Genomic DNA, 13,600 nt, shown 5'->3' on the forward strand with positions numbered 1-13,600 from the left:
CGCCGCTTCGGCGGCGGCCGCCATTTCAGCAGCAACGTTCTCAGGTCCAGAGGTTATCACCATGGCTCACGTGCCTACCCAGCTCCGGCGCTCGAATTCGATCACGCTGTCCGGCAACCGAAAAGTTCACACGTTCGATTATGCGACCGACCACACGAAAGCGGAAATGCTGGCTGCCGGCTATTTCAATGCCAGCCGTGCCGCGCTTTCGGTCTCGTCCATTATCAACGCGGTCGCCGACGTCGACGGCACGTCCGAGTATGTCCGGATCAAGGTTGCGACCGTTCCGTCGAGCGGCGACGTCACGGTGACCGATGTCACCGGCGACACCACCGCCGACTGATCAGCTTCGCTTCGCACTCAACGCTGGACCGCGGCCCGTAATCTGGCCGCGGTCTCTCTTTTTTGGCGAACGGCGATGACGGAAGACGAAGCTACGATCATCAATTATGCGCTGACTGATATCGGCGCCGGGCCGATGTTCTCGATCGACGACGACAGCGAGCTTGCCGAGCAGATCCAGCATGTGTGGCAGCCAGTCGTCGACCGATGTTTCGGCATGCACTATTGGAGCTTCGCCCGGAAAACATACCGCCTCACGCGGCTCTCGGCCACGCCGGGAAATGGCTTTTCCTATGGCTTCGAGCTGCCGGGTGGGCGTATCGGCAACCCTCTGAGGTATGCCGCCGATGCTCGTTGCCGTTCCCCGATCCGCGATTTCACCCTCGAGGCGGGGCAATTCTTCTGCGACCAGGCCGACGTCTGGTCGCAATGCCGCGTCTATGTCGCGCCGACGCACTGGCCGCCGGAATGGCGCGCGGCCTTCATTACGGCGCTCGGCGCCTACCTCGCAGTGCCCGTCTGGCAGGACCGCCAGATGCGCGACGACATGCTGGTTGAAGCCTTCGGCACCACGTCGCGCGACGGCGCCGGCGGCGTCTTCGGCCGGCTGATGGCGCAGGACGCGGCAAGCCAGCCCCAGGGCGATCCTCAAACGTGGGATGAACCGCTTTCGAATGCCCGGTTCAACAGTGGCCGCGATCATTGGGCGGGGAGGTATGCCTTTGACTAGGATCTCCGGACCTTTGAAAAGCAGCGCCAATGCCGGGCAGCTCTCGAAGAGCTTGCTCGGCAAGGTCAACCTGAAACAGTATTATTCTGGCGCTTCGCGCATGCTCGGTTTCGAGCCGATCCCCCAGTCGGGCTTCACGCTGCTGCCTGGATCACGCTATGCCGGCGCGGGTGCGTCGACGGTCTGCAACCAGGCGGTTCTCCGGATCTCGGACGCGCTCTCCTACACGCTGATCGTCACCCCGGGACGCGTCGAGATCTGGCGCAACGACGTCGTGAAGGTCGCGACGGTGACGACGGGGGCGGTGGCCTCGATCACGGCCGCCATGGTTCCGGATCTTCGCTTCTACGGCGAGGCCAATACGGTCGGGATCTGGCATGTGGATCTCTGGGATGGCATCCGTCTCCTGCGCAATGCCTGGGACGATACCGCGTGGACGGTCTCGGCCTGGCCATATGGCGAACTGCCGGAAGTGGATCTCGGCGGTAGCTATACGAAGACGGACGATATCTGGACGCTTTACATCCGGTGGGCGGACGGTCTTTCGGAACTGATCGGCGCGTTTACCGTCGAGGGCAACACGACAGACGCGGTTTCGCTGTTCGATGGGGGCGGAATGACCGTCGTTGCCGCGAACATTCAGGCTGAAATCTCGACATTGCCAGGGTTCTCCTCTGGCGTGACTGTCGCCTTTGTGCGCCAGTCGGGCGAATACGCCGAGTTCACGATCACCTTCGGCGGTGTCCTGTCCGGGGCCGAATATCAGCTCGATGCGCAGATCACCAACACCTCCAACGCTTCGGCACTCACCAGCCATACGCAGGTGGGCAAGACCGAAGGCGAGCCGCTGATTTCCGCAAGCCGGGGCGGCTTTGCCGGCATGTCGCTGTTTCAGGACAGGGCCTGCTATTTCGCGCCGAAGGCAAAGACGGCGGCCACGGCCATGTCGCGGATCGGCGAGTATTTCGACCTGAACATTGCCGGGCAGCAGGACAATGCAGCGCGCCTCGAAGCTCTGCGCTCGCAAACGAGCGAGCAGATCCTCTACCTGATGGACGCAACCTATCTGATCGCGTTCACCAACAAGGGCGTCTATTTCGCCTCGAACCGTACGATCGAGCGCAACAAGCCGCTGAACTGGGTCAATGCGATCGAAGTCGGCATCAAGCAGAATTGCCAGCCGGTGAAGCTCGAAGGCAAGGTCTATTTCGTCACCAACGACGGCGGACGGCTCTATTCGATCACATACGACGCCGTCAGCGAGATGTTCGCGCCGACCCCGGAAAACGATCTCAACGGGGTCGACCCGGCCGACCTGGTGCGGAACATCAAGACGATGTGGGTGCAGCACAAGACGGGAAGCATGCCGAGCGACCGGCTCTGGCTTCTGCGCGAAGACGGGCGCGTCGTCGTCTGCGTCATCAACAAGACACAGGAAATCATGGCGGCCTGCGAATGGCCGATCGCCGGCGGCGGTATGGCGCATGGCCTTTCCGTCGACGGACAGGATCAGGTGTGGCTGACGATCGAGCGGGACGGCGCGATCGTCGAGGAAGTGCTCGAAGAGGAAAGCATCAATCTCTTCCAGATGGCAATCAGCGTGACGACGGATCTGGCCGGGCAGGCAAGCGGGCTTTCGGCGCTCAACGGCCGCACGGTCTGGGCTCTGATCGACAACGACATCCACGGCCCCTTCACGGTCGCCGGCGGCGTCGTCGAGACGGGTGTTGCCTCGCGACCGGCGAAGATCGGCATATGGGCCGCTCCGCTCTACGTAAGCATGCCCTATGTGCAGGTGCTCCAGAATGACGATGTTGTGCGCCGTCCCGGCAAGGTCGGCTCCGTCCGGCTCTATCTCGAAGACACCGCCTCGATCGCGATCGGCGCCAACGGCAGGCCGGTGCGCGACGTCTCGTTGACTTTGGCGAATGAAGATCTCGATCAGCCGAAGAAGAATTTCACGGGTCACAAGCCGATTGCCGGCCTCGCCGGTGCCTGCATGGACCCGACATTAACGATCAGCCAGGTGCGACCAGGGCGGATAAGGGTGCGCGACTATATTCCGGGGGTGAAACTGTGACCGAATTTGCTGCGGCCCTTGCGGGCCTTTTTGCACCTGCAGCTCCTGCAGCATCGGCGGCGACGACGGGAGCGGCGGCAGGGGCAGGTGCCGCCGCTACCGGCGGCTTCTCGCTCTCCTCGCTGCTGCAGGGAACGGCAACCGTCTTCTCAGCCTTTTCGGCATTGGGCGCCGGCAACGCCGATGCCGAGCAGCTGGAGCTGGCTGCCGACGACGCGGCGCGCGAAAAGCCGCTCGAAACCCTGCAGGGGATCAACCGCCGCTCCGGCATCAAGGCGGAGATGATGAACCGCATCGCCGAACAGGACGTCGCCAACGCCGCTTCCGGCGTCGACCTGTCGTTCGGCACGCCGACACAGGCGCGAAGCGACGCCTTCCGTGAGGGCGATCTAGCGCTCGCGACCGACGTCGGTACCGAGCAGACGCGCATCGCGCGCCTTACCGAGCGGGAAGCGAATTACCGCAAGCGGGCGAAGCGGGCGCGATCGGCGGGCAGGCTCGATGCGCTCACGATCGGCCTCAAGGGCGCGACCTCTCTGGCAGACAGGTATTGACATGGCAAATCGTCGACTTGACCCCGTTTCCTACCGCCGGTTCGAAGCGCAGCCGCTGCTTGCCGAGGGGTTGCTTTCGGTTGCCCGCGACAATGGCGACCTTGAGCGCAAGGTAGCAATGGGCCTTGCCCGCGTCGCCGACGAGTTCGGTCGCCGCGCCGATCGGCAGGCACAGCGCGCCGGCGAGCTGGCTGGCGCGCGCGATGCCATGGCAGGCGCTCCGATCGGCGCCACGGTGACCAGCGCCGCGACGGATCCTGGTGCGACAGGTAGTGTCACGGCCGCGCCGAGCGGCGTGGTGACAACGGCGTCCGGCTCGGCCGTCGATCTGGCGAAATCGGTGCTGAGGAAGGAAGAGGGCTTCCGAGAGACGCCGTATTTCGACGTCAATGCGCACCGTGTCGGATACGGTTCCGATACGACGGTACTTGCCGACGGGCGGGTCGTTCGGGTCAGGCCCGGGATGCGGATTACCCGCGACGATGCCGAGCGTGATCTCGACCATCGCCTTTCGAATGTGGAGGGCGCCCGCGCGCGCCAGCAGTTAGGCGATCTCTGGAACACGTTGCCGGCGAACGTGCAGGCCGGCCTCCTCTCAGTTGCGTATAATTACGGCTCCCTGCCGGAAGGCGTCATCTCGGCTGCGCGCAGCGGCATCGATGCGATCGCCTCGGCGGTGGCTGGCCTCTCGTCGAACCCGGAACGCCGGCAGCGCGAAGCTGCGCTCATTCGTGCCGGTGGTGGCGCCCGAGGTGACGCCTATTCCCGCCTGCCGTCTGCTTCATCGGTTGCGCCGATCTCGGTAACGCCGATCAGCGACCCCGTGACCGTGACGCCCGGGCGGGCCGGTACTTTTCGCCCGACGGGCCGCGACACGGTCTATGGTCGTGCCTATGATGTCGCCGGAACACGCACTTATCTCGAAATGGCCGATCTCGCGATGGTGGAAAACCAACGCGCCATTTTCGAGGCGTACAAGGACGATCCGGCCAAGCTGCGCCAGGCGCTCGACGAAGGGCTCGAGGCGGATCTGCGCGACAACGTTTTCGAGGAGATCGCGCCGGAATACTCGCTTGCCTACCGCAAGCGGGCCTCCAATCTCCTCGAAAAAGCGGAAAGCGCCCGGCGCGAACGCGAGTTGATGCAGAACCGCGTCGATTTCCTCGGGCGCATGGAGGAGCTGGAAAACCAGAAGAGCCAGCAGCTCGCCGGCATCGATTTCAGCAATCCGTCCGCGGGAGCGGAGCTGGCGGATCTGCAGGCCTCGATCGATGCTCATTGGGATAGCGCGGTCGCGCGCGGCGTCGTCGATCTCGACGATGCGGAGAGGTTCAAGCGGCAAAGCCGTTCGGATGCTACCGTCGGCTTCTACGTCCGCCAGGCGGCGACAATGCCGGCCGAAGACATCAAGTCGATGCGCGCCAGGATGACCGAGGACTATGCTGCGGGCAATCTCGCCGGCGTCTCAGCCGACGATTGGGACAAGATCGAAAAGGGGCTCGCCGGCGCCGAAAGCGCGCGTCGGACGCAGGACGAGAAGGCGAATGCCGATTTCGCCAAGCGCGGCGAGGATCTGGCGAAACGCGTCGCGCGGGGCCTGCCGGTGACGGCTGAGGATCTGGCACGCTTTCAGCTCGATGCCGGTACGGCGCCGAAGGGGAAAGAGATCGCGACCTCGACGCTTGCCCGTATGCGGATCTCCGAAGCGATCCGCACCCAGCCGATCGGCGCCGTGGAAAAAAACGTCAAGGCGCTGCTCGGCGATGGTGCGACCAGCGACGACGTAGACTTCGCCCGCCGTACGATCGCCGAGCATCGCAAGGATCTGCAGACGGATCCGCTGGGGGTCGCCGAGCGGTTCGGGGTGTTGCCGGTTTCTCCGGGGCTGCCGCTCGACGGCGATATCGACCCGGCCAGCGTTGCAGGCGCCTTTGCCGAGCGGATCAACGCGGCCGACGCGGCCGCGAAGCACTTCGGTGTGCAGCCGAAATTCTTCCGGCCGGGGGAGGCGGAAGCGATCGAGGCGGCGGTGAAGGCGGATCCGTCACGCGGGCTCGACATCGCGGCCGGCCTGGTCAGCGCTGCCGGCGGAAATACGGACAAGGTCTTCCGCGAGCTCGGCGAGACGGCGCCGGCCGTCGCGCTCTCCGGTGGGCTGATCGCCTCCGGCGGCAACCGCCAGGCGGCGCTGGATCTGATTTCCGGTTTCGGCAAGACGCCGGACGGCAAGGCCTATACCGACATGCCGAACACGAAGCGGCTGCCGCTTGCGCAGGCTGCGACCGGCACGGCGCTCGCCTTCACCCCCGACCAGGTGAACCGCCTCGACCAGGCCGCCGCCTCGATCGCCCGCAAACGCCTCTATGATGCCGGCATCGATCCGAAGAAGGATGATGCCAAGCCGATTTATGAGCGGGCCTACCAGGAGGCGGCCGGCGCCAGCTTTGCCAATGGCGTGCAGTTTGGCGGCATTGCCGACTATGATCGCGGCCTCTGGTACAGCCCCCAGAAGGTGCTGCTGCCGCCGACGGTCCGCGCCGATCGTTTCCCGCAGCTGATGGAAGCACTGACGGATAAGGACGTCGGCGAGGTCAAGGCCAAGAACGGCCGCACCTGGACCGCAAAGGATTTCCAAAAGGCGATGCCGGTTGCAGTCAGGGGCGGCTTTGCCTTTGCCCTTGGCGATGTCGACGGATCCGCGCCGATGTTCATTGCCGACGAAAACGGACAACCCGTCGTGCTGGATCTTGAGGCTCTGCGGCCAGTGCTGGAACCGCGAGTGCCGGGAGCGTATCGATGATTGACCTGATCGAGCCTTCGGCGCTTCCGAAGGACAGCGTCTCGGACGGGCCGGAGAGTTGGGGTGAAGCCTGGACGCGCCTTGCCTCCGGAGACGCCGACGCCAGTCGTATCGTCGAGAACCTGAATTCCGACCAGGTCCTGATGAGCGAGATCTATGCCGATCGTATCGAGCGGATCGAAAGCCTCACGGGAACGCGGCTGGCGAACCCTGTCGAAATCGCGCCGCTGGCCCGGCGGCCAAGGTTCAATCTGGGTCGGAGCATGGCGGCGACCGTGCCGGAGTTCGACCCGACAGAGACGATCGAGGCCTTCGACCAGCGCGCGGCGGCGCTCGCGGAGCAATTTCCGCAGATCGAAAGCATAGTCGGCGAAACCGTCGAGGCCGAAATGGCGCGGCGCCGTCGGGAGAGCCAGGCTACCGCTGCTCGCGCTGCTGAGGCGCCGGAGCTGGGCGCAGTCGGGCGGTTGACGGCGCACCTGGCCGGCGGCTTGGCGGGCGCCGCCCGCGATCCCTATCAGTGGCAGATGGCGGCTTACGGCGGGATTGGCACGTCAGGAGCCAAGACCGTTGCCGGCCGCATTGGCCAAACCATGCTGACGGAATTTCTTGTCAACAGCGGGACGGAGGCGATCCTGCAGGCGGCGAGCCAGGAGCGCAAACGCGCGGCCGGGCTGGAGCACGGCCTCAACGACGCTTTGGCGAATATAGGTATCGCCGGTGTTTTCGGCGCGCTCTTCGGCGGCACGGTGCAGGGCGGCGCCGAGCTGGCGCGGATCTTCAAACTGGGGGAAGGCGGCGCCGAGAGGGCGGCACGCGTCATCGATGGACGTCCGGAGCCCGGCGACATCGAGGCCGTCGCCCAGGCGATGAACGTCGAGCTTACCCCGGACAGGCTCGATCTCTTGAACCGTTCCTTCGAGGAGCGGGTTCTTGACGAGGTGATGGTGCCGGCGGATGCGGATCCCGGGCAGCTGCGCGTTTTCGAGGCGGCAATGCGCTATGCCGAGGATCCGGACAACAGCCCGCCGCCGGAGCTGGTGGAGCGGCTGCTAGCCGATGAAGGCGCCTTGCGCATGCGGTTTTCACCGGACGAATACGAGCGGATGTTTGCCGGCGATCTGAATGCGATCGACGACATTTCCGACACGTTCCTGGTCGGGACGATCGACGATGCCGCGCGGCGGATCGATGCTGTCGCCGATCGGGTGGATCAGCTGGCCGACCGTGTCGACCAGGCCGGCTCAATTGCGGCAGCCCGATCTCGTGGCGACTTTGTCGACGCCGATGGCGTGACAATTGAGCAGGCGCCCGGGCCAGCATCACCGGCCGCGCCCGTTCGCGAAACGGCGGGTCCGGCTCGTCCATCGGCGCGCGAGCCGGTAGCGGGGGATCAGCGCGCTCCTGCGAATACTCGCGCGTCGGTGGATCCTATTCAGGGGCAAACCATCCGGCCGCGCGAAGCGCCGGAACCGCTCGACAATGCGGCCGAGCGCATTGCCGACGTGCAGGCCGGTGAGATCATCGAGCCCGCGCGCGATGCCAACGGCAACCCGGAAAACTTCCTCGATTTCGTCGGCGTCGAGGATGGCGACGGCAATGTGAAAATCATGTCAACGGCCGAGGCGCTTGCCATGGCCGATGAACCCGAATTCTTCGCCGACCTTCTGGAGGCCTGCAAGCTATGAGCCTACGCGATTGCCTGAATTCCGCCGTTGAGCAGGGCGCCATCAACTCCCGCCAGGCGGAAGAGCTGCACCGCTATTACGAGGCGCGGTTCAACCGCAAGCGCGCCCTGACGGAGCGGGAAGCGGCGGCGGCCGCGCGGGAGGAAGTCGTCGAGGCCTTGCGCGCTGAGGCGAAAGAGCTGCGCCGCCAGGTAAAGCTTAACGAGGCGCGGCGCAAGGAACTCGCCAGCTTCATCGAGAACTATCGCGACCGGAACGGCAATCCCAACCAGCTCGACGCGGTCATGTCCCTGATGATCCACAACGGCTTCAAAGGCACCCAGTCCATGGCGGGCAAGGCCAATGCCATCATCGCGATGGCGCATCGGGATCTGTCGGAGGTCATGTATCATTTCCGGAGATCCAAGGGGCTCGGCCTGCGGCAGAACAAGACGGATCTGCCGGACCTGATCAAGGCAATGCACGGCGAGCCGACAAGCAACGAAACGGCGAAGGCCCTGGCGGGCGCACTTTCCGGCGTGCTCGAAGATCTGCGCCTGCGCTTCAACGCCGCCGGCGGCAATATTCCGAAGCGGCAGGACTGGGGCATTGTTCATAGCCATAACCGCCGCGAGATCCGCAAGCTCGGCCGCACGCCGGAGGAGGCGCGGGCGGCCTGGAAAGACTTCATCCGGCCGTTGCTCGACCCCGACCAGATGAGCAATCCGAACACGGGGGAGGTCATCGGGGCCGACGGCCTCGACGCTTCGCTAGACTATGTGTTCGAGACCATAACCTCGGACGGTTGGGCGCATCGCCGGCCGGAAGCTCGGCGCTTCGGCCAGGGCAAGACGGCGAGCCGGTACCAGGACAGCCGGTTCCTCGTCTTCCGCGATGCGCAAAGCTGGCTGGCATACAATGAGCGCTTCGGCAACCAGGACGCCATCGGCTCGATCTTCAACCACATCAACGGCATTGCCCGCGATATCGCCTCGATGGAGCGTTTCGGCCCAAATCCGGACGCGACTATCGAATGGCTGAAACAGGCGGTGCAGGTCGATATCGGCAAACGCCAGGCAGGGGCCATAGACACGCAAGGAAAGCCGCCGGGCATGTCGGCCGTTAAGTGGGCCGGATATCGCGTCGACAGCCTCTGGCGGGCGCTGCGTGGCCGGGAAACGGTGCTCGACGCGCCGGCGAAGCTCGCCGGCGATGTTCGTAACCTCGCTACCTCTGCCATGCTCGGTTCCACGGGTATTCTAGCAGCCTCGACCGATCCCTTCGTCTCTGCGGCCGCGCGGCGCCTGGCCGGCCTGCCGGTGACCTCGACGCTCGTGCCGATGCTGAAGCGGTTCGCCCGCGACGGCGATCGGCGCGCGATGGCGCGACGGGCGGTGATCTGGGAAGACTATCTGCACACAATGAACGAAAGCGCCCGCTTCGTCGACCAGATGTTCGGGCACGAATGGAGCCGCTACCTGGTCGACCGATCGCTGACGTGGAACGCGCTTTCGCCGCTCACCGATGCCCGAAAGCGCGTCGAGGCGGGCGCCTGGCATGAGACGCTGGGCGGTTATGCCGAGAAAAACACCGACTGGATCGACCTTCACCCGCTGCTGAAGAATGCCATGGAAGGTTTCGGCATCACCGCCGACGACTGGCACAAGATGCGCGTGGGCGTCGACGACATGGGCTTCCTCGATCCCGGCGGTGTTTTCGCAAGAACCGGCGATCGGGCGCTCGCCGAGAAATATGCCGAGATGATCCTGCAATGGTCGGAGCGCTCCGTTCCCGCCGGAGATCCGCGCATCAAGAGCGTGCTGACCGGCGGCGTGCCGCGCGGCACCATCCTCGGCGAGATCGGCGAATTCGGCTCGCAGTTCCTGTCCTTCGGGATGAGCTTCACGGCCCGCCAGCTCGAGGCGATCTATCGCTATTCGATGCTCGCTCGATCGAGCCGCGGGAAGATCGCCCGCGGCGCCTGGTACTTTGCCGCCATGGCTATCCCGCTGACGATCGGCGCGGCCTTCTACCAGCAGGTTTTGAACGTGCTCAACGGCAAGGATCCGGAGGATATGACCACGTTCGATTTCTGGGGCCGCGCCTTCGTCAAGGGCGGCGGCGGTGGTCTCTTCGCCGATTTCGTCAACCGGGCTGAAAATCGCTTCGGGCAGAGCTTCGCCGAGACCCTGCCGGGACCAGGTGCCGCCTTCATCGGCGACACGCTGGATCTGACGCTGCGCACAATCCGTTCGATCGTTCCCGGCGGCGAGGATCAGAAGCTTGGCCGCAACGCCTCGAAATATGTCGGCCGGTACACGCCGGTCCTCGCCTCGCATCCGGCGACGCGCATGTGGTACCGCCGCGCCTTCGTCGATCAGCTGCAGTGGCTGACCGATCCTGACGCCGACAAGAGTTTTCAGGCGCAGAAACGGGCGAATAGCTCCTGGTGGGAGCCCGGCGAATTGCATTTCCGGCGCCTGCCTGCGCCCGAAGCGGTTCTGGGCGAACCGTGACGCACTGAACGGGTCCACCCCGCCCGTAGGCTCTGCTCTGATCCGACAAATCAGGGCAGCGCCGTTATGAGCACCACTCCGTATCCCGTTCCGCGCAGTACCCGCCAGACCGATATTCTCGTCGGCAACGGCGGCAAGATCTACGGTCCGTTTGACGGCCTCCAGATTTTCGACAATGAGGACGTGGTTGTATACACGCGGACGGCTGCCGGCCAGCCGTTTACGCCCGTGGCCGTCACGGTCGTCAAAGTGAGCGGGCTTTCCTTCGATTTCTTCACGATTGAATTTCCTGAGGATGTGCCCTCGACGACAGAGTTCGTAGTCTCCTCCGAACGGGTAGCCGAACGCTCTGCCGGCGTGAAGAAGGGCACGATGCTCGACATGACGGCACTGGAGAAAGAGCTTTCCAAGATTGCAACGACGAACCAAGAACTGCGGCGGGACGTCGATCGGGCCGCAAGGATCGAATTTGGTGCTCCACCGCTGTCGATCGCGAGCGATCTGAATGACGGCGATACGTTGATGAAGCAAGGTGAACGGCTCGTCACAGGGCCGAATTTCTTGGACGCCGTAGCCCAAGCCGAGGCTGCACGAGACATAGCTGTTGCCGCTGCGTCGAATGCTGTCAGTCAAGGCAGCGTACCGATCTATGCGACCGTCGTCAGTATGCCGACAGTCGAAGTGCCTGCAGGCATCAAGACCATTCGCGTCAACGGATACTATGAGGAAGGTGACGGCGGCGGCGGTGAGTTCACCCAGACCAGCAATGGAACCTCTACGCTTTTCAGCAGCGGTGGGAGCACGGCGAGAGCTTGGTACATCGTAGGTGACGTCCTGAATATCCGCTCTTTCGGAGCGAAACTTGACGGTGTCACCGACGACACGGCAGCTGTGGTGAAGGCCGGATCACCGACATTCGCCGGGAAAGAGATCCGGTTTCCCCCTAAAACGTGCGTCGTACAGGGCTCTTTGCCGGTCAACAATCGATTTATCGGGGTCGTTGGTGACGTTCATTTCAAAGTCACCGTAAACGGCGGCACCGATATGAACTCGGATCGTGGCTTCTGGCTCAAAGACAAAGGTCAGATGCATAACATTATATTTGAGCGCGGCGTTACAGCTGGTTCCATAAGCGGTGAATTCAACAATGCGGTTGTAATCGGCGAATATTACACCCACGGAACAGAATACTCGAACATCCATATGAGCAACATCACGATGATCGGCGTGGATGCCGGTGTGGGTCGGCGAAGCATCTTCGGCCTCTATGGAAATGTTCATGACTGCACTTTCAAGAACTTCAAGTTCAAAGGCTTTATCTCCTATGCATTCATGAATCACTGGGGAGGCAACTTTGATCCTGCTGCCCCGGATACCTCGTCCGTCACGGCGTCATGGCATCCCAGACGGATCAAGATAGATGGCGTCTTCATGGAGAACCCGGCGCCCGATGCCGGCCTAGGCTGTATCTACCTCTCCGGGGTTCACGATTACGATATCCGGAATGTCTTCATCAACGGCGTAAGGACCCCGATTGTCGTCGCGGCCGGCGATGTCGGCGGCTTGGTAGCGCAGGGAGATAGCGTCGGCCAAGTCCTGAAGAACATCAGCTTCGATAACTGTACGCTGCTCAACTACCAGACTGCTGGCGTTCTCATGTCCGGAGTGTCGGGAACACGCGCGGGTGCTCTATGGCTCGCCATTAACGAAGGCTCCTTGGTCACATTCAACAACCTCGTGATCCGTCGCGGGGCATTGAGTGCGTCGGCTCGCGCTATCGATGCGAGACTGATGACCGGCCTTCGTATTAAGGGGCTCGAAATTACGCACGAGAATGATGCCTTCCAGGATATCCTGACGCCGGCAATATTCCTTCAGGCCTGCGACGACACTGAGATCTCCGGAAGGACGAAGGTTCCGTTCGCGACGGAACTTGTAGGGTGCGGCAAGAAGGTGAAGATTGACACCAACGACGATTGCCTGCGCACCGACTACAATACGGCCTGCTATGCAACACGCCTCACGGGCCAGAGCGGGGCTCATGCGCTCGGGGCTGCACTTTCGATTGGTGATCAGACCGTAACCCTGCAGAGTTTGGCTTTCGATGTCGTGGCGGGTTCAACCATCGCGGTCGGAGGGCGGACGATGGTACTGACAAAAGCGGCGGCGCAATCTGCAACACCGGTCGTCCTGTCTATCACTCCCAGCTTCGTTGCTGCCGCAGCGCTCGCGCCAGCGACCGTCGAGAAATATACCGGAGATATCGATCTCGATGGCTATGCCGAGGGATTTTACGTGGGGCTGCTCTGCAATAACACGACCTCCGGCCGCGCGCGCGGCGTAGTTTCCAGCAGGAATTTCCGCCGCTCCGGTCTCTACGACATCTATGGCCGAGCCGTGCGCGGTCTCCGGGTCGATGGTTCCTTCAAGGAAGGCAATCAGCTCGACGATGCCAATGGCGACAACATGCGATTGATCAACGGCTGTAGCGACGTAGTCGTGAACGCCCCTTCCTTTGAGGACAATGACGACGCCTCCACGAAGGCCCGCCGCAACATCTATCTGTTTGGGGATACCGTGGCGTTTAGAGCTGTCGCACCCGCGTTTTTCAACGCTCAGCTTTCAGCGGTGAACTATTTTGCGCCGTCCGTATCGGGCGAAATGCAGCCGTCGTTCGTCGGTGCATACTTCGGCCCGTTGCTCCCGAACAGGATCACAGGCACCGGCGTCGCGAAGGGGGCGACCATTGGAGACAAGCAAACCTACTTCGTGACTTCCGCACCCGTTGCCTCCCTCGGGAGCAATGGCGACGAAGCAATCCTTGAAACTATCGTCAGCGGGCAGCCGGAGCGTTGGCGCAAGAGCGCCGGTGCCTGGGTCGTCCTCGCAACAGCACCGTAAGGAGAACACG

The 13,600-nt window shown here is 63.3% G+C and carries 8 protein-coding genes; all 8 read left to right on the forward strand.

All coding sequences use genetic code 11. The features are described from left to right. Positions 1 to 61: 61 nt before the first annotated feature. The 8 genes from ACFHWW_RS27360 to ACFHWW_RS27395 all read left to right on the forward strand — a co-directional run bounded on the left by ACFHWW_RS27360 (position 62) and on the right by ACFHWW_RS27395 (position 13,590). On the forward strand, positions 62 to 343 hold the full coding sequence (locus ACFHWW_RS27360) for a hypothetical protein (RefSeq protein ID WP_379942234.1): 282 nt from the start codon (positions 62 to 64) through the stop codon (positions 341 to 343). A gap of 75 nt (positions 344 to 418) precedes the next feature. Continuing rightward, the gene (locus tag ACFHWW_RS27365; RefSeq protein WP_379942236.1) at positions 419 to 1,072 is read left to right on the forward strand and encodes a hypothetical protein; all 654 of its coding nucleotides are present in this window, start codon (positions 419 to 421) and stop codon (positions 1,070 to 1,072) included. Further along, the gene (locus tag ACFHWW_RS27370) at positions 1,065 to 3,152 is read left to right on the forward strand and encodes a hypothetical protein (RefSeq protein WP_379942238.1); all 2,088 of its coding nucleotides are present in this window, start codon (positions 1,065 to 1,067) and stop codon (positions 3,150 to 3,152) included. The genes ACFHWW_RS27365 and ACFHWW_RS27370 overlap by 8 nt, the downstream gene beginning before the upstream one ends. Further along, the gene (locus ACFHWW_RS27375) at positions 3,149 to 3,706 is read left to right on the forward strand and encodes a hypothetical protein (RefSeq protein WP_379942240.1); all 558 of its coding nucleotides are present in this window, start codon (positions 3,149 to 3,151) and stop codon (positions 3,704 to 3,706) included. The genes ACFHWW_RS27370 and ACFHWW_RS27375 overlap by 4 nt, the downstream gene beginning before the upstream one ends. Position 3,707: 1 nt before the next feature. Continuing rightward, positions 3,708 to 6,506 (forward strand): glycoside hydrolase family protein, encoded by a 2,799-nt coding sequence (locus ACFHWW_RS27380; RefSeq protein ID WP_379942242.1) that lies wholly within the window; start codon positions 3,708 to 3,710, stop codon positions 6,504 to 6,506. Continuing rightward, positions 6,503 to 8,194 carry a hypothetical protein gene (locus ACFHWW_RS27385; protein WP_379942244.1) on the forward strand — a complete coding sequence of 564 codons (1,692 nt, stop codon included), beginning with the start codon at positions 6,503 to 6,505 and terminating at the stop codon, positions 8,192 to 8,194. Before ACFHWW_RS27380 ends, ACFHWW_RS27385 begins: the two co-directional genes overlap by 4 nt. Continuing rightward, complete coding sequence (locus ACFHWW_RS27390; protein ID WP_379942246.1) at positions 8,191 to 10,689, forward strand: hypothetical protein; 2,499 nt, start codon at positions 8,191 to 8,193, stop codon at positions 10,687 to 10,689. Before ACFHWW_RS27385 ends, ACFHWW_RS27390 begins: the two co-directional genes overlap by 4 nt. A 66-nt stretch (positions 10,690 to 10,755) precedes the next feature. Next, a complete protein-coding gene (locus tag ACFHWW_RS27395) occupies positions 10,756 to 13,590 on the forward strand; it encodes a hypothetical protein (RefSeq protein WP_379942248.1) in 2,835 nt (944 codons plus the stop codon). The last annotated feature ends 10 nt before the right edge of the window (positions 13,591 to 13,600 follow it).

This window comes from Sinorhizobium sp. P24N7 (assembly GCF_042436655.1).
In the GTDB taxonomy this organism is placed as follows: domain Bacteria; phylum Pseudomonadota; class Alphaproteobacteria; order Rhizobiales; family Rhizobiaceae; genus Sinorhizobium; species Sinorhizobium meliloti_A.

Bases quoted from the DNA above. Each gene is read 5' to 3' on its own strand.
- ACFHWW_RS27360 (WP_379942234.1), top strand. From the start codon at position 62: ATGGCTCACGTGCCTACCCAGCTCCGGCGCTCGAATTCGATCACGCTG.
- ACFHWW_RS27390 (WP_379942246.1), top strand. From the start codon at position 8,191: ATGAGCCTACGCGATTGCCTGAATTCCGCCGTTGAGCAGGGCGCCATC.
- ACFHWW_RS27365 (WP_379942236.1), top strand. From the start codon at position 419: ATGACGGAAGACGAAGCTACGATCATCAATTATGCGCTGACTGATATC.
- ACFHWW_RS27380 (WP_379942242.1), top strand. From the start codon at position 3,708: ATGGCAAATCGTCGACTTGACCCCGTTTCCTACCGCCGGTTCGAAGCG.
- ACFHWW_RS27395 (WP_379942248.1), top strand. From the start codon at position 10,756: ATGAGCACCACTCCGTATCCCGTTCCGCGCAGTACCCGCCAGACCGAT.
- ACFHWW_RS27385 (WP_379942244.1), top strand. From the start codon at position 6,503: ATGATTGACCTGATCGAGCCTTCGGCGCTTCCGAAGGACAGCGTCTCG.